Raw genomic sequence first — 26966 nt, forward strand, 5'->3', positions numbered from 1 at the left:
CAGGAATGTTTAGATTCTCTTTATCACATATTCAGCCAGATAACACCCGAACACCGCCGGCATATAGCTCACAGTGCCTGTAGTCGATTTTTTATTCTGCTCGTCATCTACCAATACGACGGCATTCGTATCTGCTTGCTCTGTACTGAATACCACCGGCAATTTCCGCTTCATCCCCATTTTCTGCAAACGTTTTCTCACAGCCTTGCTAAGTCCGCAATGGTAAGTCTCCCATAAATCGGCAAATCTGACCTGCGTAATATCACTCTTGGCACCTGCCCCCATGCTGCTGACTATCTTTAGCCCTCGCTTCAAAGCATTATATATAAGATAACATTTCGGAGCCACGGTGTCAATGGCGTCAACAACAAAATCAAACCTTTCACTGTCCAGCAACTCCGTAATAGCTTCATCCTTCAAATATACAGGCAATACATCCAATCGTATATCGGGATTAATATCGCGAAAACGTGTGGCAAGCACATCTGCCTTGTATTGCCCCAACGTGGAATGAAGTGCCGGAAGCTGACGGTTAATATTGGTAGGCTGCACGGTATCGGCATCTACTATAGTCATGTGCCCTATGCCTGCACGGCACAACATCTCGGCAGCATACGCCCCTACTCCTCCCAAACCTACCACCAGTACATGGGCACGGCGTAACCGCTCCGTTTTTTCTCTTCCCAGCAACAGTTCCGTGCGCTGCTGCCAATTTACGAATTCTTTTTGAACCATTTATAAATCCAATTACCTACTTTATCATAATATTGCGTCTCTGCCCATCCGTGCGGGTCGGAGAAAGAAAGACTCTCGTTAGGATCGCCTTTTTGTTCAGGATAGAGCAGCATGATGCTGTTGTTATTGAAATATTTGGAGACCTGCGTCGGAAGTTTCTCGAAAGAAGAATCGTAAGAAATAGACCCGCACCTCGCACTTACAATAACCAGCAGATGGTCGTAATTAACCTGCCCGGTCAACAACAACAAGTCTTCCCAATTCTCAAGTTCGGAATAAACGGTGCGCGTGTCCTTGAATTTCTTTTGTATAAAACCGCTGATGTATCCCAAAGTACGCAAAGGAGCATAAAAATGCACCCTGCACCCAAGCTGGCTGCTCAAACGGCACATATATGTTATCCATCTGGTAAAACCGTGCTCGAACTCGGCTTTTGGAGGCACCGCCACAATTATTCGGCGCAACGTATTGACAGGTATCAGGAAACGCACAATCATCACTTGCAAATATGTATTCTTCAACAAATTCTCTGTCATGTTACCGAAAAAAGAGTCAACGATGCTCGCCTTATAATGCAAACCTATGATAATGTCAGTCGCATCACATTCCTTTGCCGTATGAAGAATGCCTGTTGTTATGTTCAAATCAAAACGGCTAACAGTCTTCATCCGCACATTGGTTGACGCTGCTATCTGGGCCGCCCGCTCCAAGTTACGCTTGCTTCGCATTTCCTGCTTCACCGAATCGTTGTTGTCGTTGATGACACTAAGCGCAACCAAATTGTCGCTTATCTTTTCGTTGCGCAAGACCAACGCCAAACTCATCAAGCTTTCCAAAGTTTCCGGATTAGCTATAGGAACCAGGAAACGCTCTTTTTCATGCTCTTTGCCTTCATCCAAGCCTACATCGTCGCTCGTGGCAATCTGCTTGGCCGTGTGTTCGGTAATGAACGAACTGACAACACATGTCACCAATATAAGCAAAATCGTCCCGTTCAACACATCTTCGTTCAACAGCCGCTCACCGGAGGGAAGGATAATGTCGTAACCCACCAATACCGCCGCCAGAGTGGCCGCCGCCTGCGCGTTGCTCAGCCCGAACATCAACTCACGCTCCACGGCACGCATCCGGAAAATCTTCTGAGTCAACCACGAAGCTATCCATTTCCCGACCAATGCCACCACAATCATCACAGAAGCTACCTTTATAGAATCTATATGCCCGAACAACACGTTTACGTTTATCAGCATGCCGACACCTATAAGGAAATAAGGGATGAACAACGCGTTACCCACAAACTCCAAATGATTCATCAGCGGTGACACGTGAGGAATCAAACGGTTCAATACCAATCCGGCCAAGAACGCTCCCAATATACCTTCCATGCCAACGATTTCCATCAGTCCGGCACCAAGGAACACCATCGCCATGACAAAAATATATTGCACCACATTGTCACTATAACGGCGGAAGAACCAGCGGGCTATAGGCGGGAAAGTGTACATAATGATGGCTCCAAGCACTAACACTTTCAACACCAGCCATACCCAGAACATATCCGAAGTCTCGCCTTTATACAGGCCGCCGATGACTGCCAACACAAGCAAAGTAAGGGTATCTGTCACCGCCGTACCCCCTACCGCGATACCTACAGCCCGATGGCGGTTTATGCCGTAACGGATGACAATGGGGTAAGCGATAAGAGTATGCGACGCATACATACTGGCAAGCAATACCGAAGAGACGACTCCATAGCCCAAGATGTTTACATTGGTCCAAAAACCGATGCCCAACGGAATGACGAAGGCCAACAACCCCAATACCATCGCTTTTCCACGTATGCTCTTGAAGTCCTCCATATTCATTTCCAGACCGGCAAGGAACATGATATAATACAGTCCTACTTTCCCGAACAGTTCAAAGCTGCTGTCGCGCGCCAGGATATTAAATCCATGCTCACCGATAACGACTCCGGCCAATATCATTCCTATGATGTGCGGAATATGCAGTTTTTCCAAGATAATAGGAGCAAGCAATATGATTACCAGCACCAAAAAGAAAATCCACGTCGGGTCTGTTATGGGGAAATGAAAATCAAGGTCTAGTAAATTGAGCAAATCTTTCATAAATTCGTATCGTAATTTTTCATTTATTGAACAAAAATAGAAAAAAAATTCCGAGTTTCAATATTTATCAGTCAGAATGTTTTATTTTTGCAGTCTAAATAATAACAAACGATACAATACGACTAAAATTTACGAATATATAATAGTTAGGGAAATATTAACTTAATAGATTTATAAAGACATGAAAGTAGCAATTGTTGGTGCGAGCGGAGCCGTAGGACAAGAGTTCCTGAGAGTGCTCGAAGAAAGAGATTTTCCTTTAGATGAATTAGTTTTGTTCGGTTCCTCACGTAGTGCAGGACGAAAATACACATTCCGTGGAAAAGAAATAGAAGTCAAACTTCTGCAGCACAACGATGATTTTAAGGGTGTTGACATAGCCTTTACCTCCGCCGGAGCCGGTACTTCGAAAGAATTTGCGGAAACAATAACCAAGTACGGAGCTGTCATGATAGACAATTCCAGTGCTTTCCGTATGGATAACGATATTCCACTGGTAGTTCCGGAAGTCAATGCCGCAGATGCATTAGACCGCCCACGTGGCATTATAGCAAATCCAAACTGCACAACCATACAGATGGTTGTGGCACTAAAAGCCATAGAAAACCTTACACATATAAAACGCGTCCACGTATCAACATACCAGGCTGCCAGCGGTGCAGGTGCAGCAGCTATGGACGAACTTTACGAACAGTATCGTCAGGTATTGGCCAACGAGCCTGTAACAGTTGAAAAATTCGCTTATCAGCTAGCATTCAACCTCATCCCTCAGATTGACGTATTCACTGAAAACGGTTATACTAAGGAAGAAATGAAGATGTACAACGAAACACGTAAAATCATGCACTCAGACGTTAAGGTAAGTGCAACTTGTGTTCGTGTTCCTGCCCTTCGTTCACACTCAGAAAGCATTTGGATTGAAACAGAACGTCCTGTATCAGTAGAAGAGGCTCGCGAAGCATTCTCAAAAGGCGAAGGACTTGTTCTGATGGACAATCCTGCAGAAAAAGAATATCCTATGCCATTGTTCCTTGCAGGCAAGGATCCTGTTTACGTTGGTCGTATCCGTAAGGATTTGGCAGACGAAAACGGACTTACATTCTGGATTGTGGGTGACCAGATCAAGAAAGGTGCTGCACTGAATGCCGTACAAATAGCAGAATACCTCATCAAGGTCAAGAATATAGGATAATTGACCATATATCCAATAAACAGCAAAGGAGGTTTCAGCCCAATAAAACTGAAACCTCCTTTTTTATCTATACCAAACATGGTTTACTAAATAAAAAAAATATACTGTTTTTTTAAACAAAACGACTTGTCATTTTTCTTAAACATATCAGACCTATACATACGGACATAAAAAAAGGAGTACCGCTGTACTCCAACCTTTATTAACCTTAAATCTAATACTATGAAAAACACGATGCAAAGGTAAGGAGTTTTTTTTAATTTGCAAATTTGAAATAAACAAATCAATGGTTTATAACACGATTTACATGTAGTATATCTTTATTAACTAAATATCCACAAATCAAGCGTATGTTCACAGTAATTCTAATAATGTTTACCGGTATTATTATAGGTGTTTTCACCCGAAAATATCCGTTGAAACCAATCAACAGACTAATAACATTTCTTATATGGTTGTTATTATTCATTCTCGGCATCGAGGTAGGCGGCAACCAGGAGATTATAAACGGACTAGCCACCCTTGGCCTGGAAGCCATCATAATTACAATCTGTGCAGTATTGGGCAGCTGTACCTGTGCATGGGCATTATGGTATGTCCTCTACAAAAGAAAGAAAGGAGCAAAAGTATGAAAGGCAGTCTTATTATCGTAGGTTTCTTTATTTTGGGGTGTATCACAGGATTGTATAATATTCTGCCATTGGATATTTCAGAAACAGACATCAGCTTCTATGCTTTATGTGCACTAATGTTCTCCGTAGGACTAAGCATAGGCAATGATCCGCAAACTATAAAAAACTTCCGTGCCCTAAATCCCAGACTGGTATTCCTACCTGTCATGACAATCCTCGGTACATTGGCGGGAGCAGCAGTGGCCAGCCTCATCCTGACGCACAGAACAACAGCTGAATGTATGGCTGTAGGAAGCGGATTCGGGTATTATTCGCTATCAAGCATATTCATTACAGAATATAAGGGAGCAGAATTAGGAACAATGGCTCTGCTATCAAATATTTCAAGAGAAATTATAACTCTACTGGCTGCACCATTACTTGTAAGATGGTTCGGAAACCTGGCTCCTATTTCATCAGGAGGTGCTACAACAATGGATACCACATTACCCATAATTACAAGATGCAGCGGACAGGAATTTGTAGTTGTTTCAATATTTCATGGTTTTGTAGTAGACTTCAGCGTTCCGTTTCTAGTCACTTTCTTCTGTTCTTTATAATGAACTAAATCGCCTTGAAAATACCTTTGAAAAAACGTGGGCAAATTCGACCTAAAACACGGGCACGTTTTAGATCGAATTTGCCCACGCTTTAAAATATTCTTTTAGGAGGTAATTTTTAGGGGCTGATTAAGCCGTTTAGGAACTGTAATTTGCATACTAATTTATTGTTTTTCATAAAATAAAAATCTACATTTGCTTATGGAAACCAATACATGTAATCGAAATGAAAACTTCAGAAATCTTGAAAACACTTGTATTATTAATCTGTACATCCATATTTATAAGCTGCCAGAAGGAAGAAGAAGGCAGAAAAATTACAGGTTATGAAGAATATACCATCACAGTAGCATCAGAAAAAGTGCCGGGACTGTTATTTTCATCCGGTGACAATCACTTATCAGAAGTATATGCGGTAATGAGGGAACATTCTGCTGTATGGGAACAGCTTGGAAGTATAAAAGGATTTGAATACGAACCGGGATATGAATATACTTTACGCATAAGTGAGACCAACTATCTTGATCATAGTATGGGAGATCCGGCATGGACAGAATATGAGCTGCTGAAACTTATTTCAAAAGAAGAAAAAACATCTGATAATGTTCCAAACAATTTTATCCCTGAATGGTTCTACACAGAATACTGCACCGGCATTGATTCTGAATTCAGATATTATATTGATGCGGAAAATAAATCTGTCATAGAAGAAGATTTAAACTCAAACCCAATGATTACATTCGGCGGTCTGGATTGCTATATGGACAACAACTGGACAAGATGGCTCCTTGTAAACGAAAAAAAGGAAATAGGCATGCTTGGTTTCATAAAAAAAGAAAGCAAGGAGAGTGCTGACTTCCCTGAATCATATAAAAATCTCAAGCCTGAGGGAACGGTAACAAGAACTATGGAATGGACTTTCATTATAGGCAATAATCCTGAAAACGAAGAAAATGCAATAAAATATGATGTATTCATCTGCAATCCTTCAAAAAGCAAATCTGCCGGTCCTACATCTGTTCCATATTTCTATAAAGATTTTACACAGTATTATCAGGAAAAATATCCCGAATATGAAATAAAAAATGTAGTGGTTTGTTATAATGAAAAATAACGTATTCCCTACCTATACTGCCGACACTTGTCAGCAAAAACATATATCTGCATAGCACAAAAACAATTGTCTGAAAAAAGAGCGTTGTTATTAAAATAAAATATACCTTTATAGCTCACAAGCAAACTAAACATAATTCTAAAAATGTCTAACTTCAACACATACATGACAGGCATCGATACCGTTTTTTACAGAAACCTGTGTCTGGAAAAAGGAGAATTGCGCCAATATAAAAAGAACGAGTATATACAGAAAGAAGGAGAAATTTTTCCATATTGTGGGTTATTGGAATCGGGTATAGTAAAATACACTTGCAGAAATGTAACGGAAGGGAAAGATTACAATATAGGTTTCTCATTTCCCGATGAATTTGTGGCAGATTATCCTTTCTGTATTTACGGCATGAAAGCGGAAATCAACATTCAGGCTATCACTGATTGTAAAATCCTCTTTTGCCATTCTGATGTTATAAACAATGAATATGATAATAGCGTAAAGGGACAACATATGGCACGTATCGCAGCCGAACAACTCTTTAATCAGGTATATCTGAGATACATAGATTTATATCGTTTCACACCAGAAGAAAGATATATACGACTTCTGGAAAAATATCCTGACATTATCCAACTGATACCATTAAAAGAAATAGCATCCTATCTGAGAATAACCCCTATACATTTGAGCAGAATCAGACGGAAACAAACTCTTTACATGAAAGAATAAAAAATGTTTAGAAAAAACAAGAAAAGTAATTTAAAAGAAGATTTTTTGGAACATTTAATTATATTTGTATGAATATAAAACCATAGTTACAAAAACCATGAAATTTCACTCATTCTTCATATCATTATTATGCGTTGTATTCTTTGCCGCCTGCGACAAGGAAGAGATTTACCCGACATTCTCTTTTGATGAAAACGGAGAATGCTATATACCTGATATCTCAAATATATCAATGGAAGAATTTAAATCATCAGTAGTAGGATATGGATGGAAACACGTTATTACACATGAAATAGGCAGCGACGGTAAATGTTCAACAAAAGACTATTATGAAGGCCTAGATGGAGGAGGATCAAGCCAATATTATTTCGAGTCATCTGAATCACTAAAAGAATACATGTATGTAGATGCTTTTCCAGCTAATGGATATTTAACATACGCCTATGAATATGAGAATGGTAACAGGATAAGCCAAAATGGCAATCTAATAATGCGTATTGTTTCTTTGAAAGGAGATGTTATGAAAATCATCGATTATCTTGGCATTCGTGCAGATGGAGTAAAAATTTACGGGTACTCCACATACAGACGTATGAGCAGTGGAGAACTGACAGAAGTACAGAATGCTTATCCTACAGATCTATCGAATATTAAAAATATTACCACATCCATAAACAATGAAGTCAATATCATCTCAGGAAACCAATTTGAGTTCGATGTTCTTTCTTACAACGGTTCATATACCATAAAAGCAATAAACGAGGAATCATGCGAAATAATACGTGAGGGCAACCACGTCAAAATAAAATTGCTTACAAACGGAGCCTGCATAATCATATCCGACAGGTTCAGACATTTTGAATTCAGTCTTTTCTCAACAGACGAAGAAATGGAGCCGAAGGGAACAGACATCTACGATTTGAACTATAGCGAAGTGGTATTCAACAAGAATATGGAATTCATTGAGCCATCAGCAAACAGACCACTAAGCTATGAAAACTCAAGCTTAGAAACTACCACCCGTGATGGATATGCCGGAAGTATTATAAGTCATTACAACCGTTCGTACATGCTCGTTGTCGATACCGACAAGAAAGCAAGACTCATACATTTACAGAACGGCAGACTCTATCTGAAAGAACTTCTACCGGAAGAGACTTTACTGTCATTAGTAGAGAAAGGAAACGGAAGCTCTATTTCATATAAACTCGAATTGACCACTGCCGACAGAAGAGTCTTTCAGATTCTGCCTTTCAAGGTTACTTATAAGGAATAAGTGTGCCTATTATTATTACACAAATAATTATGAAAACAACAACCATTGTACTATACCTTATCCTTACAACACTATTTACAAGTTGTAATTCAGATATTTTCATTGATGATTTCATCACAGAATACCCTGATACATGTTATGTGGAAAAGGGCAAACCATTTAAACTGAATTTTAATTCAGACAACTGGAACATATCAAGTATGGAAGGTGTTGCGATAAACACTTTTGACTATACCATATATGATCTTCAGGGTAACCCAATATATAATTATTTTTCGTTGCTGCATGAAGGAGAAACAGGAATCATTTACTACGAAAGTACATATTACGCTTTCCGCATAGAAAAAAGGAATAATCGTGAGTTAGAGATTATATGTGTCAAAAATCTTGTCAATCATCCTATCACTTTCAGTATAATAGTAGGAAACGAATATTACCACAAGGAAATAAATGTATCATTGAAACCAACAAGCAAATTCGTTATAGACAAAGTGGAATACGATTTCGAGAATGATTTCTATTATAGTGACTACGTCGTGGAACAAGTGGATGGCATAACCGTAAACAATTCCGGCTCTGAAGGAGGACCTGTTACATTAAACTTCTATCCATTCAAGAACTCACTCAGAAAAATCGAGTTCTATCCTGATGACTATGATAGTTTCAACAATCTGGATGAGATTCTTGGAGAAAATCTTGCTGAAATACCAATACCGGACATTGTGGACGGTAAACCTGTAATGGGAAATACTAAAGTTAAATTCGGACTGAAGGAACAAAGTTTCTGGACGGGCAGGCTTGACAAGGACTTTGTTGTTTCCACAACAGTTCAACCAGGAGAGACAAAAAAGATAGAAGTATATAACAATATTGAAGAATTCCATGTAAACTATAAAGTACATGCCTCAAATCCTGACACAGGAGAAGAATGTGTTTTTACAGGAAGACTAAGCAGTAAAGACCCGTTCGATTACCTCATGATATTCCCCTAAATTAGACTATAAATAATGAAAAAATATATTACCGTAATTCTGTTGCTATGCCTTGTATCAGCAAAGCTCAACGCAGAAAGGCAGGACAGTGTCCAGAGAAAAATAATACACGTAATAGGTATTGACTTCAAACCGGCATACACATTCCCGACAAAAAGTTTCTTCAGAGGAGATAATCTGGCGCAATCTCCCATACGCACCAACCTCTCCGGACACATAAAGTATGGTTTTAAATTTGGTCCTGACAGCTATATGGGAAAAATGTATCCCAATACCATTCAGGGTATAGGCATAGGCTACAATACTTTCAATAACACAAAAGAAGTAGGAAACCCACTCGCCGTATATGTATTCCAGACATCCAGAATAGCATCACTAACAAAAAAACTGTCATTAGACTACGAATGGAATTTCGGAGCTTCATTCGGATGGAAGAAATACGATGAAGAAAAGAATCCGTTTAACACTATCGTCGGCTCAAAGACTAATGCCTATATTAATTTAGGTTTGCTGCTCAACTGGCAGATGACTCATGAAGTGGCGTTAAGAGCAGGCATAGGACTTACACACTATTCAAACGGTAACACAAATTACCCCAACTATGGCGTAAACACACTTGACGGGCGTATAGGATTGATGTGGTGTCCGCAAGATGATCCCAAATCAAAGTTTAGCAATAATGACCGAGTGACTGTTATACCGGAACAAGGATTCAAACCATACGTAAGCTATGACCTGATAGTATATGGCGCGACAAAAAAGAAAGGTATTTTCTGGTCAGACGGTTCCGGAATATTAATCCCCGGTAAATTTGCTGTAGCAGGACTTAATTTCAATCCTATGTACAACTTCAACAGGTTTTTCCGCGCCGGGCTATCTCTTGACGCTCAATATGACGAGAGCGCAAACCTAACCGACCACGTGGCAAATACAAATACGCCAACTGATGATGTGAAATTTTTCAGACCGCCTTTTATCGAACAATTCTCACTCGGACTGTCAGCCAGAGCTGAAGTGGTAATGCCTATATTCTCTATCAATTTTGGTATAGGAAAAAACTTTGTATGCCGTGGCGCTGACACAAATTCCTTTTATCAGACATTTGTCCTGAAAACAAGCATTACAGAAAATGTATTTCTTCACGTAGGCTATCAACTATATAAATTCAAGGATCCGAACAACCTTATGATAGGTATAGGTTACAGATTTAATGCAAAGAAAAACAGATACTGACAAAATTATATCTTGTAATTGTAGTACCAATGAAAATAATTATCACATTTTATCATCTGTAATATTTTTTTGTTAACTTTGCGAACGTCTAATAAAGAAAAAACTCTTTAATTAAAAATATTACGATTATGATGACAATTGACAAATTCAACTTTGCTGGTAAAAAGGCAATCGTTCGCGTTGACTTCAACGTGCCTTTGAATGAAGAAGGTAAAATTACAGACGACACTCGTATCCGCGGTGCCCTTCCTACATTGAAAAAAATCCTTGCTGACGGTGGTGCTTTGATCATCATGTCACACATGGGTAAACCAAAAGGCAAAGTAAACGCTAAATATTCTTTGAGCCAGATTGTTGACGCTGTTTCTGCAGCTCTTGGCGTTGAAGTTAAATTCGCTCCTGACTGTGCAAAAGCTTCTGAAGCTGCCGCAGCTCTTAAACCAGGTGAAGTTCTTTTGCTTGAAAACCTTCGTTTCTATCCTGAAGAAGAAGGTAAGCCAGTAGGTATCGAAAAAGAAGATCCTGCTTACGAAGACGCTAAGAAAGAAATGAAAGCTCGTCAGAAAGAATTCGCCAAGACTCTTGCTTCATACGCTGACTGCTACGTTATGGACGCATTCGGTACTGCTCACCGTAAACACGCTTCTACAGCTGTTATCGCTGACTACTTCGATGCAGACCACAAGATGTTGGGCTACCTGATGGAAAAAGAAGTTCAGGCCGTTGACAACGTATTGAAAGACATCAAACGTCCTTTCACTGCTATCATGGGTGGTTCTAAGGTTTCTACTAAGATCGGTATTATCGAAAACTTGATGGATAAAGTTGATAACCTGATTCTTTGCGGTGGTATGGCATTTACTTTCGCTAAGGCAAAAGGTGGTAAGATTGGTAACTCATTGGTAGAAGACGACAAACTTCAGTTGGCTCTTGATATCATTGAAAAAGCTAAAGCTAAAGGTGTAAACCTTGTATTGGGTTGCGACTGTATCGCTGCTGACGCTTTCTCTAATGATGCCAACACTCAGGTTTGCGACGACAGCAATATTCCTGACGGATGGATGGGTCTTGACGCAGGTCCTAAGACTCGCGAAGAATTCAAGGCTGCTATCAAGGGTGCAAAAACTATCTTGTGGAACGGTCCTGCCGGTGTATTCGAAATGGACAACTTCGCAGGTGGTTCTAAAGTAATCGCAGAAGCTATCGCTGAAGCTACTAAAGAAGGTGCATTCTCACTCATCGGTGGTGGTGACTCAGTAGCTTGTATCAACAAGTTCGGTATGGCTGACCAGGTATCATACATCTCTACTGGTGGTGGTGCTTTGCTTGAAGCTATCGAAGGTAAGATCCTTCCGGGTATCGCAGCTATCCGTGGTGACAAATAATTTGAAAATTATTTCATACCATAACAAGAAAAGGAGACCTTTTGGGTCTCCTTTCTTGTTATCTGAATATCAATGTGTAATTATTCATATCCTTGCATTCACTCATAAGTGAATAGAACTGTCTGTAGTTTTTCTTTGTTATCAGCTGTTCGTCAACCTTATAAGTATAAGTAACTTTCACTTCATCACCTGAAAGCTCATATTCGACACTCACCTCTCCCACTTCATTCGAAACTTTCACACTTCGTTTTTCAATCCACGTCTTGCCTTCAGGAAGCTTAACGTTATATTGCATTATGCGATTCAATTTATGTGGAAGCAACATATTCTCAGATATTGATGTATTAGCCGAATACGGATAAAGAGTTGCGGCAATATAAGTATCAGGAATTGTTACAGCAACATATCCTCCTGGCAATGTTCTTGAATTAGTCTCATTCAGCTCAATAGTCTTGATATTCTTTGTAGGCTTTTCAGGTTTGTCTGTTCTCAATGATGACTTTACTCCATTTAAATCTGTAACCGACATGTAATCCTGAACATCTGCATACCAACCGTTTGCGTATGTGTTCATTTCGCTGTCTGAAAGAATGGCTACTACACCGCTCAGTCCTACACTGTTCATATCTTTAGCCTCAACAAAAGCAACCTTTATCTCCGCATCAAAACCGGCAGCCTTATGTAATACATTATCAAGATTTGCCAATTCAGCACGTGTTCCGTACATTGAAAGCAGAACCTCCGAAGCCGGACGCACCCTATAACCAGCCTGACTTAACGACACTCCGCATTGTCCTTTCACACTATATAAATATGTCATGAACTTGTTTATAGCCATACGAAGTTTGTTCTTGTCATCACCGGGCTCTTTCTTTAATTCGGCAATCTTATTTTCAATAACACTGCTATCACCCACAGTGAACTGCTTCTTCAAAACATCAATAGCCACAGCATTACTATCATACGTAGAAGCTGTAAAAGCAGGCATCATTCCACTTGCCACCTGCTGAACTATACCGATTGAAGTACTGTAAACCGGATACGAATAAGGACGCGGGGCTATATTCTTCATATTATATGACACAGTCCTTATACCATTATCAACTTTCACATCAGGTTTTGCAGAAGAGTTCAGTAATTCATAATTAATCTTTTTAGATTCAGGCACATTTACAGTCAGCCTGAAATCTTCTATAGGAGAGAGCTCCTTAATCATGGTGAACACATCCAGTTCTCCACACATCGCAGCTTTGGTCTTGATAGAATAATCAAGCACAATGGTCGCTCCTAGTTCAAGCCCTGTATGAACCACCACCATCTCCTTCAGATGATTGTAAGCTGGAGCATCAGCCGCAAAAGAAGGCAGTACTTCCACAAAAGCATTGGCAGGAGTAATCACCTTGCTGCCATCCTTCTGTATTGTATAAGATTCGTTAATTATCAGCTCCTGAAATTCCGGATTATATACAATGAACGTTTCTCCATATTTGCTGTTCATTGCAGCATGAGTGAAAATCTTCAGTTCCTTATATACCCTTTCCTCCATGCTCCCGTCCTGATTCAGAGTATATGTCTTATATAGTTTTCTGAAACTTGCCTCCGAAGCGGAATAAACCGGAGCTACTATCAGAAGCAAGCATACCAGACATAAATATTGTTTTATGGTTTTCATAATCTCCTACTTTATTACTTTCTAACTACGATATACTCACCAAACGATTTATAGGCATTTACAGAATTACGGAAATCATCCCAGTCTTCTGCCGAATAGACTCTCTTGTATAAAGACAGTCTGGTATCCAAAAGAATCTTACCGCCATCTTGCTTCAGAATTCCATCAAAATCAGCGGCCTTACCGTCAATATTAACATGCTTTTCGTCACCAAGCATCTTATATCCGGAAGGCAAAGAAAGCTTTTCTTTCACCTCGACAAGGCGCGAACATGAATCCTTGAATCCATACTTACGGTCCTTCAAGTCTGTATTTACACGCAGGAAAGTCAATACCTGTGTATAGAGGTTATTCATCACGAACGGTTTGAAAATCAGTTCACCGTCGCCTGTCATCGCATATTCAGGTATCTCATAGGTAAACGTTATGCTTATAGGTGCCTTCTGGTAATCCTTAGGAGAACGTCCGTAGTCAACACTCTTCATCACAGCTTTAGGAGACACACTAAGCAACTGCTTTTCCATCGTATTTCGCCATTCACTCTGGAATCCTGTTGTAAATATACGGCGTATATTGCTGTCGCTCTGTCCTTCGGCAGAAATTGTGAATTTTCCCACCAATGTTCCGTCGGACTTCAGGCGGTTTTCAGCTTTGATGCGTACATAGTGATTTTCCGGGGCAGAAACAGGAGTGACACAAAGATCCGAGCCTTCAGGTATGCCCGGCAGATAGTTCTGCTGCTGTTCGGCACTGCTCCACAATTCACGACAGAAAGGAACCCATGTAGGATCGAGAGGCATAAGAGTACCGTTGCTGAGCTTCACTACAGCCACACAATGATTAAAGTGGTCGGCAGGTATGCTTTCCACTCTGCTTCCCGCCATGGTCATTGCAGGATATGCCTCGAAACCAGCCATACGAAGGAAAGCGACCAATGTTCCCGCTATATCCTTACACACTCCACAACGGTCTGTATAATTCATCTTCAGATTATGGAGAGTGAAACCTTCCCCCTTTCCCATTGTTATTCCGGCATAACGGATGTTATCGGCTACCCAATGGGTAAGAACAGCTATTTTCTCCATCTCGGATTTCTTGCCTTTTATCAGCTCGTCAACTTTCTTCTGTGCTTCAGGTATGGCTTCGAAACTGCCGTAATCCTCATTTACCTTATTGAACCAACGTGACTTCTCCATCCAGTCCGGTGTAGTTGACATCATCAGCTTCGGAGCCGCATCGAAAAGATCAACCATATTAGGTTCCTTTTCGAAAGGCATTACATCGTCCATCGTGAATGTATATACCTTCCTGCCGTCGTCATAACGCATTGACGACGAGCACTCTCCCTGATAGAACTGAAACTGAAGTTCCTTTTCCATAGGCATGCCTACCCTATATACCTTTCTGAGAGTCGGCTCGGAAACCCAGAACGGAACTATATCATAGAACTGTCCGCGCATAGGAGGAATGAAACGAGAGTCATCATCTTCTCCAGCTCCAAGAAGTGCGTATGTGAAACCTTTCTTATCTATTTCATAATATATTACATCTCTCGGTTTCAGATTATCCAGCTGAAGCATAATCTGTCGTGCACCCCAGTATATCATTCTTGCAGGTGCCGCATAGTCGCAGGTCTTATTTACATCGACTTCCGTATATGTTCCGTCTTCATGATATATCCTGACAACCTTGAACTTGGCAGCAGCGGTCAGCGGATCATAATCATATTTCAGGACACGGTTTGTCATTACTCCCTTCAGAGTCTGCACCTTTATGGCCTTTACTATAGAGAAAGCACCCTGTCCGGTTGGCTGTACAGACACATTTGTGCTGTCAAGCAACGTGACAGAAGCATAGTCCGAATATTTGTCCGACTTCAGCATTTCCTTATAATTGGCAAACGGATTTGCCTGAGAACCAGCTGAAGATATGAACAAAGATGCAAACAAAAGAAAAACTTTTATCTTCATAATATCATTATTTAACAGGTTTAAAAAAACGAGATATTATCAGAACTGGAACATCGCGGTAAACACTATACGATTGTTTTTCACAAGATGTGCATCAACTACCTTTCCCTTAGAATCATTGTCTCCATACCATGCTCCCGTCCATGAATATTCAGCACCGAATTTCCAGTTAGGGATATTATATGTAAGCTCGGCTGATGCATTTGTCAACTGATCAAGATTTGTACCGGTACCTATCAGACTGGTCACGTTTTCCTTTGCACCAAGATTTTTAAGATAGCCGGCAAAAACTCCGAAACGCAACTTGCTTCCATATACCATATTTATCCACGAATGAGAAACTCGCAAAGGAGCATATTCCTGCTCTCCTGTACGACTGTCAACAGATGTCACTCCATAACCACCTACTGTACTTGTCATTGTAAGATTGGAGCTCAACAAAGTCTTTGCCGCGAGAGAGAATTTATCCTTCACATATTTCACATGGGCTTCACCGGAAATTCCTGTTATACGTTCGTTCACCTTATAAACTTTACCTCCGGTTTCCGACTGTGTACGTGGGGTCATAGAAGAAACATGCACTCCGGCACCAAGAATCATTCCCAGTGTCCTGTAGTCCGCACCGAAATAGAATTCTGGAACACAACTGTTCTTTATAAAATTCTGGCTTTTAACAGTTGATGTAGTTCCCGGAGTATTATTTGCCGGACCTACAGAAAGATACTGCGACTGCCATATAGCAGAAGCTGTAAGCACCATTCCCTTAGTAGTAAACCTATATCTCAGCTGTGGAGCTCGACTGAAAGGCTGGAACGGTGCACCCATATTCAGGTTCAGTATGTCGGGAGCAACATCGCCATACAGAGGATGCCATGTCTGACCTACAAGCAATGCAGACTTCCCCCAGTCCAGATTGAAATATACATGTCGCATACGGAACATTGAAAATGAAGTTCCCGAGCCGCGGAAATCCACTTCCAGCTTTGCAGAAGTCTTGATTTTCCCCATCAGTTCAGGACCTTTCACGTCAATTCCAAGACGTGAATACAGGGTATAGAATCCACCGTTGGCAAAACTGTTAAGGTCCTTGCCGTCGGCATCAGGAGATATGTCTTTCGGATACATATAGAACAATCCGTCAACAGTTTCCGAATTTGCTCTTGAATTATAGAACAGGTCGGTACGCACCTGACCGTAAAACTTGTAGTCGAAACCCTTTTTTTGGGACATCATCAAACCAGGTAATGCCATAAAGGCTACCGCAACTAAACTTTTCTTCATTTCTACCCTATAAAAAAATATTATTCCAAATATACAGCAGTACCCGAAGCTGTAACCATTAGCATACTTCCGTTTCCACCTACAGTTTCAAAATCAAGATCAATTCCTATGACAGCATTAGCTCCCAGGCGCATAGCCTCATCACACATTTCTTTCATAGCGCTATCCTTTGCCTGACGCAAAACCTCTTCGTAAGAACCTGCTCGTCCGCCCACGATATCACGAATACTTGCAAACAAGTCTCTGAACATGTTTGCACCGATTATAGTCTCTCCAGAAACTATTCCATAATAATGCAGAATACGCTTGCCTTCTACATTATTGGTTGTTGTCATTAACATATTATCTATATTTTAGTGTTTAACAGATTTTCTATACCATGCCACAAACCATATTGCAGCTACTATGACACATGCCGTTCCTCCCCAGTAAGATATAACAGGCGAAAGGCTGAAACCTTCCGGAGCTATCAATATATATGTGGAGCATACGCATGTCATAAACAAGGCAGGAATGAGAGTCACCCAATAGTTTTTCTTATTCTTCACCAGATAGACAGTTATTGCCCAAAGTGTAAATACCGAAAGTGTCTGGTTACACCATGCAAAGTATCGCCATATAATCTTGAAACCTTCCGCATTACTGAAACTGAATACCAGAAGTCCTACAGTGAGAAGGAATATAGGAATACATATCAGCAGACGTTTTGCGATACTTCGCTGTTCGATACCGAGGAAGTCGGCAACGATAAGACGTGCCGAACGGAGTGCAGTGTCACCGCTGGTGATAGGAGCTGCAACTATACCCAAAATGGCAAGTATTCCACCAAAAGTGCCAAGCCACTGGTTGGAAATATCTGTAGCCACCTTTGCACCCGAATATGCTATGCCTGTAGCCTGATCAACAATTCCATTTTCGTGGAAGAAATATGTAGCTGCAGCAGCCCATATCAAGGCTACTATACCTTCTGTCACCATTGCACCATAAAAAATAGGGCGACAATGCTTCTCGTTGACCATACATCTTGCCATCAGAGGTGACTGTGTGGCATGGAAACCGCTGATTGCTCCACAGGCGATAGAGATAAACATCATAGGGAAGATAGGATTCTTCTCGTATTTTGTCCCGAAACCGTCCCACATTTCAGGCAGTTCAGGCGACTTGACGTAAAGCATCACAAGAATTCCAACAGCCATAAACAACAAGGCAAACGCAAACAGCGGATAAATACGACCTATGATTTTGTCGATTGGAAGCATTGTGGCAAGGATATAATATATGAATATCACTACCATCCAGAAATATATATCCATATAATCCGGAGTCATGCCAGCAAGCAGTTCTGCCGGACCTGACACGAACACCGCACCTACCAAAATCATAAGCAGTACGGTAAATATACATGCCACTTTCTTAGTGGTCAGTCCCAAATATCTTCCGATAATCTCAGGAAGGCTCTCACCGGAATTACGTATGGAAAGCGCTCCGGAAAAGAAATCGTGCACGGCTCCGGCAAAGATAGTACCGAAAACAATCCAAAGATAAGATGCAGTACCGAACTGCGCACCCATTATGGCTCCGAATATAGGACCAAGACCGGCAATGTTAAGAAACTGAATCATAAAAATCTTCCATGTAGGAAGAGGAATAAAATCCACTCCATCCGCCATAGTCACGGCAGGAGTCTTGCGCGATGCATCCGGTTTGAAAAGTCTGTCAACGTACTTTCCGTAAACCAGATAGCCTACAATAAGTAATACTAAAGCTAAACTAAATGTTATCATAATATTTTTTGTTTGTTTTTCATTATTTTCAGTTACAAAAGTAATGTTATTTAATCAGAAATAAAACATAAAACAACAGATTACTCTCTTTATGAAGATTTTTCGGCAAAGTCTTAGTATCTTTGCATTCAAAATTCAATAATATGCAAAGAATCATCATAATAATATCTCTAATAACGATATTCACTACAAACATTCTGGCATCTTCCAAATATGAAATCAGAGCCGCATGGATAACGACTATCGGAGGTCTGGACTGGCCTACGACGAAAGCTACATCCGAATATGGAATAAAGCGTCAGAAGGAGGAGCTATGCAGGCAGCTGGATATGCTGAAGGAAGCCAACTTCAACACTGTTTTATTCCAGACACGACTGAGAGGCGACGTGATATATCCTTCTGTTTATGAAACTTTTGCGGAATCGCTATCAGGCAAGACAGGCCGCAATCCGGGATACGACCCACTGAAATTAGCAATTGAAGAATGCCATAAGCGCGGAATGGAAATTCACGCGTGGATGGTATGCATACCTGCAGGAAATGACAGACAGGTAAAACTGCTCAGAAAACAATCCGTAGTAAAGAAAAAACCAACGATATGCATACATTTCAAGAGAGCCTGGTATCTTGACCCGGGCAATCCCGAGACAGCTAAATATCTGGCATCGATAGCAAAGGAAATCACCATGAATTACGATATCGACGGAATTCATCTTGACTATATAAGATATCCGGAAAACGGAGAAAACTTTCCCGACGGAAAGACATTCCGCAAATACGGGAAAGGGAAGAGTTTAGCACAATGGCGCAGGGACAACATCACATCGATAGTGAAAACAATATACAATGACGTCAAGAGCATAAAGCCATGGGTAAAGGTCAGCAGCTCGCCTGTAGGCAAATATAACGACACTCGACGCTACAGTTCGAAAGGCTGGAACGCCTACAACGCCGTATATCAGGACGCGAAACTATGGCTGGAAACAGGTATACACGATGCCATATTCCCAATGATGTATTTCCGCAACAACCAGTTCTACCCTTTTGCGCTTGATTGGGAAGAAAACAAACACGGGCGATGGGTTGTTCCGGGGCTGGGAATATATTTCCTTAAACATAAAGCCCACGAATGGGACATAAATGAGATAATGAGGCAGATACATTTCACACGTCGCAACGGACTTGACGGACAGGCTTTCTTCAGAAACGAATTTCTGATGAAAAACACGTGTGGTCTGACAGACAGCCTGAAGTGTCGGTTCTATGCCTATCCGGCTGCCGTGCCTCCAATGGTATGGCAGGACAGCATTGCACCTGAGCAGCCTGTAAACGGAATAATATCATTCAGGAATGACAGTGTGATGATTAATTGGGAGAAAGCGGACTCTTCGGAAGCTGAAGAACTGACTTATCGCATATATGCATCGGATTTTTATCCGGTAGATACAAACGACGGTAAAAACATTATCTGCCTGAAACATAGCTTCAACAGTTTCCGTTGCAGCACAAAGAATGGAAACATCAAACGTTTTTGGGCTATCACGGCTACCGACCGCTACGGCAACGAAAGCTCGCCGCTCGAATTAAACCGTCCGGCGGACGACGAAAGAATTATTTCAGTAAACAGACTGCCGGAAGCACCTGAAGGATGCACTGTCGTCGTGAACGACGTTACCGGAATGGAGCTTTTCAGAACGAAAAGCACTTCTGATGAATTGATAAAGAAACTCCAGAAAGGAGTGTATTCTATTCAATATGTTCTCCCGGATGGAAAAGAGGAGAATATAACTCTGATAATTTCGGAACACAGGTAAATGAGAATATACTGACTGGCTACTCGCACAGCCAGTCTGCAATAGTACCTGTTTCAGATGAAAACACAGCACCTATTTTGTATATTCTTCTTTTGTCGGAAGAATACTCAAGAGCATACCCTTTCTCATTTATCTGACGTATAGCTTCACAAGCTGTACCATCAAGTTTAAATTCAAATATATAGACATAATCAGGAGTTTCAACAATACAATCCACTCTTCCCTGACTTTGCAGCTTTTCAATATAAACCGTATATACGCTTATCAGGCGCATGATGAGATAGAAAGTATATTGGAAATATCTTTCACGTTCGCGTTCGTTTTCCTTACGTCGCATGATATATGGAATGCCGGCAAGGAAAGAAGTCAGCCCTGTACGGAAGTCCTCAATCTTTCCATCCTCCAACTGAAAAGCAGCATTTCGAATCCATGAGTAAATGCTCTCACGGGTATTGAAATAGTTGCTGGCAACAAGAGAAAGAAAGCCTTTCTTTACCTCGTTGTTTGGATAATCCAAAAGAAAAACATTACGGCGCAGATTAAAATCCTTTATAGTAAGATAGCCACTCTGATAAATCATCGGCAAAGGTTGTTCTACGGTAGCTTTATAGTCGATAAATTCTTCAGCCGAATAATAGCGCCCCGTTATCTCGTCCATATTCTCATCGGTGTGCGAAAGCAGACGGATGAGATAGGTCGGTGTACCGCTCTTGAACCAATAATCAGAGATATCCAAAGTAGCAAAAGCATTAAGCAGGCTGAACGGATTATAAACATCGGTCATGTTCTTACTGAAATGATAACCATCGTAATGAGATTTAAGCATTAAACGCATTTCATCATAAGAACATTCGTATCTGCCAGACATTTCTTCTATCGGTTCATGAAATACTGTATCCAACTCAGTCTGTGATATACCACAGAGAGTTTCATACTTACCGTGCATACTTATATCAAATGGCTGATTGAAACCACTGAACACACTGACCTGAGAGAATTTGGTAACTCCCGTAAGAAATACGAACTGAAGATGTTCATCGGCACTTTTGAACACCGAATAGAAACTTTTCAATATATTGCGATGTTCTTCCTCAAGATTTTTGTCCACGTCAAGGACATCAAGAATAGGCTTGTCGTACTCGTCTATAAGAACTACGGCACGGCACCCGCTCTGCTCGTGGGCAGCACGAATAAGCTCAGCAAACAAGTCGCCCAAACCAAGCTCCTTAGTTCGTTCCGGTAAAGAATATTCTTCTGCCCAAGTTAAAAGATAATACCTTATTTTTTTCTCAAGGCCTCCCCTAACAGTATAGTCTGTACCATTGAAATCCAAATGAAACACCGGATATACATTCCAGTCTTTCTCCAGAGAGTCTATCTTCAAGCCTTTGAAAAGTTCTTTCCTACCAAGAAAATAGTTCTTCAATGTAGAAACCAGAAGGCTCTTTCCGAAACGGCGCGGACGACTAAGAAAGTAGATTTTACCTTCGGTCACAAGGCTATATACCATATCGGTCTTGTCGATATACACATAACCGTCTTCTATCAACTGGTCAAAACTCTGGATTCCTATCGGGTATTTCATAAACAGACTTTATTTGATTCTTAATATTATGTTGTAAAGATAACACAATATTAAATTATAATCAACAGCTTTGGGCTGATTTCTATAAATCAACACTAAAAAAATTTCCGCTAAGAACTAATAAAAACATCCTATGACATGATTGCAAAATATTGACAGAAATATATTTTTGTCAGATTGACATTCTGTTATTTGCGATTTCCAAGAATAGAATAATCAATACCAATATAAATCAAGACAGGGAAAAATCAATCCCCAGAAAGCTTTACCAAATCATTCTATCACAAATAAAAGCCAAATCCCTTCAAAATATCACACAAACCGCCTATACGCCTACACCAATACAACAAGAAAGGAATTATTACATCATTCTATCAAAACGAGAATAAATCTAAAAATCTTCTTTTTAGAATAAAACAAGGCAACTTTTACAAAAAATATTGACAACCCGTCACTTTATGAAGAAGAAAAAGAAGTTTTTCCTGAAAAGACAAGGAGTTTTTGAGACAATAACAAGACATTTTACATAAAACGCCGAGGCGTTTAAATTAACATTCTTAACCATTCATAATATTATACATACATTATTATCAATCATAAGGACTAAAACCATTAACATTACAGATTTTTCTGAATAAAATATCTAAGGCTATAAATGACAGAACAGGACTTTATAATTACATTATGCAACAAATACCATTAAAAACGATTTCATTTTGTCAGAACACATAAAACAACACCTCTACCTTTTTACGTGCTATACACTTGAAAAGGAGTTCTAAAAACTAATACTTCGAGCCATTATTTACCACCTGCCAACTTTGATATATATCAGATTTTGAGTATTTTTGCACATCGAATCGATTTAGAAAATTATAATTTATAATATATCATCACTCATGAGTAATCAAAGATACATGCAGCGCGGCGTATCGGCATCTAAGGAAGATGTACATAACGCTATCAAAAACATTGACAAAGGTATTTTCCCTAAGGCTTTCTGTAAAATCATTCCTGATATTCTTGGCGGAGACCCTGAATACTGCAACATCATGCACGCAGACGGTGCGGGAACAAAATCATCACTGGCATATCTGTATTGGAAAGAGACAGGCGACTTGTCTGTATGGAAAGGTATCGCACAGGATGCTCTTATCATGAACATCGACGACTTGCTCTGCGTAGGAGCAGTTGACAACATACTTGTTTCTTCTACTATCGGACGTAACAAACTGCTCGTTCCGGGAGAAGTTATCTCGGCTATCATCAACGGTACTGACGAACTGCTTGCCGAACTCCGCGAAATGGGTGTAGGCGTTTACGCTACAGGCGGCGAGACAGCCGACGTTGGCGACCTGGTTCGTACTATCATCGTGGACAGCACAGTGACTTGCCGTATGAAGCGTTCAGACGTGATTGACAATGCAAACATCCGTCCGGGCGACGTTATCGTAGGTCTTGCATCTTACGGACAGGCTACTTACGAAAAGGAATACAACGGTGGTATGGGTAGCAATGGTCTGACAAGCGCACGTCACGATGTATTCTCAAAATATCTTGCAGAGAAATATCCTGAAAGCTACGACAAGGCTGTACCTGAAGACCTGGTTTACAGCGGTAACTTGAAACTGACAGACGCAGTAGAAGGTTCTCCACTTGACGCTGGTAAGCTGGTTCTCTCTCCTACACGTACATACGCACCTGTTGTGAAGAAACTTCTTGATGCTCTCCGTCCTGAAATCCACGGTATGGTTCACTGCTCGGGTGGTGCGCAGACTAAGGTTCTGCACTTCGTTGGCGACAACTGCCGCGTGGTTAAGGATAACCTCTTCCCTGTACCTCCATTGTTCCGCACTATCAAGGAACAGAGCGGTACTGACTGGGACGAAATGTACAAGGTATTCAACATGGGACACCGTCTTGAAGTATATCTTTCTCCTGAACACGCTGAACAGGTTATCGAAATCAGTAAATCGTTCAATATCGACGCACAGATTATCGGTCGCATAGAAGAAAGCAACGGTTCCAAGGAATTGATTATCAAGAGCGAATTCGGAGAATTCAGATACTAACATAATAAAGCCACAATGCCTATGAAAGAAGAAAACAAAGGATGCCTTATACTTTTAGCCTTTCTAGCGGCTGGTATAGTATGCATATGTATCGGATTGGAATATGACATTCACATTCTTTACGTATTAGGCTTCCTATTGCCGGCACAAAGTGGCAGCATATACAATCCGTTTAAAGGTAAAGACAAGAACTGAACCCCCAGAAAGCAGATTATTATCTCATTGATTACGCTGCTGATTGCCGTTTCAGTATGTTTTATACTATACGGTAAATTGTGGTAACAATTAAACAGTAATGTTTATGAGTAACGATAGAAAGAACAATAAACAGTCATTGAAACTTGCAGTTTTAGCACTGCTTTTTGTAGCAAGTATAGCTATAATCGGATTAGGAGATTCTCAAGACATCTACTACATCAAAACATTAGGCTATATGACGGCCGGATTTTCGGGAGCTATATTTGCAAAATATTTTATTGATAATAGCAAGGAACCTATATTCAAAAACTGGAAGGGTTTTATACTCCTAATCATTTCAATACTATTATTGGCTATACCTATAACATTGTTATTCGAAGGCAGATTGTGGTAAAAAAACAAAACAAAAAGATTTAAATGGCGGAAAATAACACCATATTAGAGAAACTTGAAGGACTGGTATCACGTTTTGAAGAAGTATCTACACTGATTACTGACCCGAACGTGATAGCAGACCAGAAAAGATATGTAAAACTTACAAAGGAATATAAGGAGCTGGGCGACATCATGAATGCACGCAAGGAATACCTGCAGTGCATCAACGGTCTGGAAGAGGCCAAAATGATGATGAACGAAAGCGACCCTGAAATGAAGGAAATGGCCCGCGAAGAGGCTGCTGCCTGCGAGGCACGCATTCCGGAACTGGAAGAGGAAATCAAACTTCTGCTTGTTCCTGCCGACCCTCAGGACGACCGCAATGCGATTCTTGAAATCCGTGGCGGTACGGGTGGTGACGAAGCTGCCATCTTTGCAGGCGACCTGTTCCGCATGTATTCTAAATATTGCGAAACCAAAGGCTGGCGACTTGAGGTATCAAGCGCTAACGAAGGTGCAGCAGGCGGCTTCAAGGAAATAATCTGTTCCGTAACGGGAGAAAAGGTTTACGGAACTCTGAAATACGAATCGGGAGTACACCGTGTGCAGCGAGTACCTGCCACTGAGACTCAAGGACGAGTACATACATCGGCCGCATCGGTAGCCGTACTGCCTGAAGCTGAACCATTCGATGTGGAAATCAATGAAGGCGAAATAAAATGGGATACATTCCGAAGCGGAGGTGCCGGAGGACAGAACGTAAACAAGGTGGAATCCGGAGTTCGTCTGCGCTATAACTGGAAAAATCCTAACACCGGAGTTGTGGAGGAAATCCTTATCGAATGTACCGAAACACGCGACCAGCCAAAGAACAAGGAACGTGCTCTCGCGCGCCTGCGTACATTTATATACGATAAGGAGCATCAGAAATACATCGACGATATAGCTTCGAAGCGTAAGACTATGGTCAGCACCGGAGACCGTTCGGCTAAAATCCGTACTTACAACTATCCTCAGGGACGTATCACAGACCACCGCATAAACTATACAATCTATAACCTGAGTGCATTTATGGACGGCGATATCCAGGACTGTATAGACCATTTGATCGTGGCTGAAAATGCTGAAAGACTGAAGGAAAGCGAACTTTAAACAAAGCTTAAAAAAAATCTCAAAAACTACGTGATATGAACAAACAACAGTTATTCGAAAACATCAAGAAGAAACAGTCATTCCTCTGTGTGGGACTTGACACTGACATCAAGAAAATTCCTGAACACCTTCTGAAAGAAGAAGACCCTATATTCGCATTCAACAAGGCTATCATCGATGCTACAGCTCCTTACTGTATCGCTTACAAACCAAACTTGGCTTTCTATGAAAGCATGGGTGTGAAGGGTTGGATTGCATTCGAAAAGACAGTAGAATACATCAAGACTAACTATCCTGACCAGTTCATCATAGCAGACGCCAAACGTGGCGACATCGGTAATACTTCGGCTATGTATGCACGTACATTCTTCGAAGAACTGAACATCGACTCTGTAACTGTAGCTCCATATATGGGTGAAGACAGTGTTACTCCGTTCCTTACTTACGAAGGCAAATGGGTAATTCTTCTTGCACTTACATCAAACAAGGGTTCACACGACTTCCAGCTTACTGCTGACACAGAAGGCGAACGTCTTTTCGAAAAAGTATTGCGCAAGAGTCAGGAATGGGCAAACGACGAAAACATGATGTACGTAGTCGGTGCTACTCAGGGACGTATGTTCGAAGATATCCGTAAGATCGTTCCTAACCACTTCCTTCTGGTTCCTGGCATCGGAGCACAGGGCGGCTCGCTGGAAGAGGTTTGTAAGTACGGTATGACTAAGGAATGTGGACTTATCGTAAATTCAAGCCGTGCAATCATCTATGCAGACAAGACTGAAAACTTTGCAAAAGTGGCAGGCGAAGAAGCACAGAAAGTACAACAACAGATGTCTGAACAACTAAAAGCAATCCTCTGATTGATATAAAAAATAGTTGCAGATTAAACTTTCTTAAATTTAGCTGAAATATATATTTAGATACTTTATCAGGCCTTCTATCCGAAATGACATTTATTTTTCATAATAATGTCATGGAAATGCCCAAAAATATTATACTCATATTTCATATAAATTCAGCGGATAAAACAGTTATATCATCCTCACAAAGGCT

At 40.7% G+C, this 26966-nt stretch carries 22 protein-coding genes; 14 read left to right on the plus strand and 8 right to left on the minus strand.

Translation table 11 applies throughout. The annotated features are described in order from the left end of the window. Positions 1–9: 9 nt before the first annotated feature. Both I6E24_RS03890 and I6E24_RS03895 read right to left on the minus strand, forming a co-directional pair. Positions 10–735, minus strand: a complete 726-nt coding sequence (locus I6E24_RS03890; protein WP_154044301.1) for a tRNA threonylcarbamoyladenosine dehydratase — start codon at positions 733–735, stop codon at positions 10–12. After that, positions 714–2861 (minus strand): cation:proton antiporter, encoded by a 2148-nt coding sequence (locus tag I6E24_RS03895; protein ID WP_204390704.1) that lies wholly within the window; start codon positions 2859–2861, stop codon positions 714–716. Before I6E24_RS03895 ends, I6E24_RS03890 begins: the two co-directional genes overlap by 22 nt. A gap of 181 nt (positions 2862–3042) precedes the next feature. Here I6E24_RS03895 and I6E24_RS03900 point away from each other — a divergent pair, with 181 nt between their 5' ends. The 9 genes from I6E24_RS03900 (at position 3043) to I6E24_RS03940 (ending at position 12010) form a co-directional block, all read left to right on the plus strand. Continuing rightward, positions 3043–4053 carry an aspartate-semialdehyde dehydrogenase gene (locus tag I6E24_RS03900; protein WP_204401907.1) on the plus strand — a complete coding sequence of 337 codons (1011 nt, stop codon included), beginning with the start codon at positions 3043–3045 and terminating at the stop codon, positions 4051–4053. 350 nt (positions 4054–4403) lie between these two features. Beyond that, positions 4404–4685: a LysO family transporter gene (locus tag I6E24_RS03905; RefSeq protein ID WP_154044298.1), complete on the plus strand. Its 282-nt coding sequence runs from the start codon at positions 4404–4406 to the stop codon at positions 4683–4685. Further along, entirely contained in the window at positions 4682–5284 is a 603-nt protein-coding gene (locus I6E24_RS03910) for a lysine exporter LysO family protein (protein WP_154044297.1), read from the plus strand. The genes I6E24_RS03905 and I6E24_RS03910 overlap by 4 nt, the downstream gene beginning before the upstream one ends. A 226-nt stretch (positions 5285–5510) precedes the next feature. Then, positions 5511–6398, plus strand: a complete 888-nt coding sequence (locus I6E24_RS03915; protein WP_235326407.1) for a DUF4377 domain-containing protein — start codon at positions 5511–5513, stop codon at positions 6396–6398. A gap of 144 nt (positions 6399–6542) precedes the next feature. Next, positions 6543–7124, plus strand: a complete 582-nt coding sequence (locus tag I6E24_RS03920) for a Crp/Fnr family transcriptional regulator (RefSeq protein WP_235326409.1) — start codon at positions 6543–6545, stop codon at positions 7122–7124. A gap of 97 nt (positions 7125–7221) precedes the next feature. Continuing rightward, on the plus strand, positions 7222–8400 hold the full coding sequence (locus I6E24_RS03925) for a hypothetical protein (protein WP_235326411.1): 1179 nt from the start codon (positions 7222–7224) through the stop codon (positions 8398–8400). A gap of 29 nt (positions 8401–8429) precedes the next feature. Next, positions 8430–9392, plus strand: coding sequence for a hypothetical protein (locus tag I6E24_RS03930; protein ID WP_235326413.1), 963 nt, complete (start codon positions 8430–8432; stop codon positions 9390–9392). 15 nt (positions 9393–9407) lie between these two features. Then, positions 9408–10625, plus strand: coding sequence for an acyloxyacyl hydrolase (locus I6E24_RS03935; protein WP_235326415.1), 1218 nt, complete (start codon positions 9408–9410; stop codon positions 10623–10625). A 128-nt stretch (positions 10626–10753) separates the two neighbouring features. Continuing rightward, positions 10754–12010: a phosphoglycerate kinase gene (locus I6E24_RS03940; RefSeq protein WP_235326417.1), complete on the plus strand. Its 1257-nt coding sequence runs from the start codon at positions 10754–10756 to the stop codon at positions 12008–12010. A gap of 58 nt (positions 12011–12068) precedes the next feature. On the opposite strand, the gene I6E24_RS03945 is transcribed toward I6E24_RS03940, so the two are convergent. From I6E24_RS03945 to I6E24_RS03965, 5 genes are read right to left on the minus strand one after another with little or no spacing between them, the layout of a single operon-like run. Then, complete coding sequence (locus tag I6E24_RS03945) at positions 12069–13682, minus strand: DUF3857 domain-containing protein (RefSeq protein ID WP_235326419.1); 1614 nt, start codon at positions 13680–13682, stop codon at positions 12069–12071. Positions 13683–13696: 14 nt separating this feature from the next. Then, positions 13697–15652, minus strand: a complete 1956-nt coding sequence (locus I6E24_RS03950; protein ID WP_235326421.1) for a DUF3857 domain-containing transglutaminase family protein — start codon at positions 15650–15652, stop codon at positions 13697–13699. 39 nt (positions 15653–15691) lie between these two features. Beyond that, the gene (locus I6E24_RS03955) at positions 15692–16933 is read right to left on the minus strand and encodes a DcaP family trimeric outer membrane transporter (RefSeq protein ID WP_235326423.1); all 1242 of its coding nucleotides are present in this window, start codon (positions 16931–16933) and stop codon (positions 15692–15694) included. 20 nt (positions 16934–16953) lie between these two features. Continuing rightward, positions 16954–17274 carry a heavy metal-binding domain-containing protein gene (locus I6E24_RS03960; protein WP_154044602.1) on the minus strand — a complete coding sequence of 107 codons (321 nt, stop codon included), beginning with the start codon at positions 17272–17274 and terminating at the stop codon, positions 16954–16956. A 12-nt stretch (positions 17275–17286) separates the two neighbouring features. Then, positions 17287–18717 carry a carbon starvation CstA family protein gene (locus tag I6E24_RS03965; RefSeq protein ID WP_235326425.1) on the minus strand — a complete coding sequence of 477 codons (1431 nt, stop codon included), beginning with the start codon at positions 18715–18717 and terminating at the stop codon, positions 17287–17289. Positions 18718–18860: 143 nt separating this feature from the next. Between I6E24_RS03965 and I6E24_RS03970 the strand changes: the two genes are divergently transcribed. After that, positions 18861–20531, plus strand: a complete 1671-nt coding sequence (locus tag I6E24_RS03970) for a glycoside hydrolase family 10 protein (protein ID WP_235326427.1) — start codon at positions 18861–18863, stop codon at positions 20529–20531. Between the two features lie 19 nt (positions 20532–20550). Here the strand turns inward: I6E24_RS03970 and I6E24_RS03975 are convergent, their stop codons facing one another. Next, positions 20551–22116 (minus strand): ATP-binding protein, encoded by a 1566-nt coding sequence (locus I6E24_RS03975; RefSeq protein WP_235326429.1) that lies wholly within the window; start codon positions 22114–22116, stop codon positions 20551–20553. 899 nt (positions 22117–23015) lie between these two features. Between I6E24_RS03975 and I6E24_RS03980 the strand changes: the two genes are divergently transcribed. The 4 genes from I6E24_RS03980 (at position 23016) to pyrF (ending at position 26773) form a co-directional block, all read left to right on the plus strand. After that, a complete protein-coding gene (locus I6E24_RS03980) occupies positions 23016–24188 on the plus strand; it encodes an AIR synthase related protein (RefSeq protein WP_204445313.1) in 1173 nt (390 codons plus the stop codon). 301 nt (positions 24189–24489) lie between these two features. Beyond that, complete coding sequence (locus tag I6E24_RS03985; RefSeq protein ID WP_235326431.1) at positions 24490–24780, plus strand: hypothetical protein; 291 nt, start codon at positions 24490–24492, stop codon at positions 24778–24780. Positions 24781–24803: 23 nt separating this feature from the next. Then, on the plus strand, positions 24804–25913 hold the full coding sequence (gene prfA, locus I6E24_RS03990) for a peptide chain release factor 1 (RefSeq protein WP_235326433.1): 1110 nt from the start codon (positions 24804–24806) through the stop codon (positions 25911–25913). A 35-nt stretch (positions 25914–25948) separates the two neighbouring features. Further along, positions 25949–26773 carry an orotidine-5'-phosphate decarboxylase gene (pyrF, locus tag I6E24_RS03995; RefSeq protein ID WP_235326435.1) on the plus strand — a complete coding sequence of 275 codons (825 nt, stop codon included), beginning with the start codon at positions 25949–25951 and terminating at the stop codon, positions 26771–26773. Positions 26774–26966: the final 193 nt, after the last annotated feature.

Origin of the sequence: Bacteroides caecigallinarum (assembly GCF_021530995.1) — a bacterium.
Lineage (GTDB): Bacteria > Bacteroidota > Bacteroidia > Bacteroidales > Bacteroidaceae > Phocaeicola > Phocaeicola faecigallinarum.

Coding starts and splice junctions, on each gene's coding strand:
- I6E24_RS03965 (WP_235326425.1), bottom strand. CDS start 18,717: ATGATAACATTTAGTTTAGCTTTAGTATTACTTATTGTAGGCTATCTG.
- I6E24_RS03910 (WP_154044297.1), top strand. CDS start 4,682: ATGAAAGGCAGTCTTATTATCGTAGGTTTCTTTATTTTGGGGTGTATC.
- I6E24_RS03945 (WP_235326419.1), bottom strand. CDS start 13,682: ATGAAAACCATAAAACAATATTTATGTCTGGTATGCTTGCTTCTGATA.
- I6E24_RS03985 (WP_235326431.1), top strand. CDS start 24,490: ATGAGTAACGATAGAAAGAACAATAAACAGTCATTGAAACTTGCAGTT.
- I6E24_RS03970 (WP_235326427.1), top strand. CDS start 18,861: ATGCAAAGAATCATCATAATAATATCTCTAATAACGATATTCACTACA.
- I6E24_RS03980 (WP_204445313.1), top strand. CDS start 23,016: ATGAGTAATCAAAGATACATGCAGCGCGGCGTATCGGCATCTAAGGAA.
- I6E24_RS03895 (WP_204390704.1), bottom strand. CDS start 2,861: ATGAAAGATTTGCTCAATTTACTAGACCTTGATTTTCATTTCCCCATA.
- I6E24_RS03925 (WP_235326411.1), top strand. CDS start 7,222: ATGAAATTTCACTCATTCTTCATATCATTATTATGCGTTGTATTCTTT.
- I6E24_RS03960 (WP_154044602.1), bottom strand. CDS start 17,274: ATGTTAATGACAACAACCAATAATGTAGAAGGCAAGCGTATTCTGCAT.
- prfA (WP_235326433.1), top strand. CDS start 24,804: ATGGCGGAAAATAACACCATATTAGAGAAACTTGAAGGACTGGTATCA.
- I6E24_RS03975 (WP_235326429.1), bottom strand. CDS start 22,116: ATGAAATACCCGATAGGAATCCAGAGTTTTGACCAGTTGATAGAAGAC.
- I6E24_RS03905 (WP_154044298.1), top strand. CDS start 4,404: ATGTTCACAGTAATTCTAATAATGTTTACCGGTATTATTATAGGTGTT.
- pyrF (WP_235326435.1), top strand. CDS start 25,949: ATGAACAAACAACAGTTATTCGAAAACATCAAGAAGAAACAGTCATTC.
- I6E24_RS03940 (WP_235326417.1), top strand. CDS start 10,754: ATGATGACAATTGACAAATTCAACTTTGCTGGTAAAAAGGCAATCGTT.
- I6E24_RS03955 (WP_235326423.1), bottom strand. CDS start 16,933: ATGAAGAAAAGTTTAGTTGCGGTAGCCTTTATGGCATTACCTGGTTTG.
- I6E24_RS03935 (WP_235326415.1), top strand. CDS start 9,408: ATGAAAAAATATATTACCGTAATTCTGTTGCTATGCCTTGTATCAGCA.
- I6E24_RS03920 (WP_235326409.1), top strand. CDS start 6,543: ATGTCTAACTTCAACACATACATGACAGGCATCGATACCGTTTTTTAC.
- I6E24_RS03950 (WP_235326421.1), bottom strand. CDS start 15,652: ATGAAGATAAAAGTTTTTCTTTTGTTTGCATCTTTGTTCATATCTTCA.
- I6E24_RS03915 (WP_235326407.1), top strand. CDS start 5,511: ATGAAAACTTCAGAAATCTTGAAAACACTTGTATTATTAATCTGTACA.
- I6E24_RS03890 (WP_154044301.1), bottom strand. CDS start 735: ATGGTTCAAAAAGAATTCGTAAATTGGCAGCAGCGCACGGAACTGTTG.
- I6E24_RS03900 (WP_204401907.1), top strand. CDS start 3,043: ATGAAAGTAGCAATTGTTGGTGCGAGCGGAGCCGTAGGACAAGAGTTC.
- I6E24_RS03930 (WP_235326413.1), top strand. CDS start 8,430: ATGAAAACAACAACCATTGTACTATACCTTATCCTTACAACACTATTT.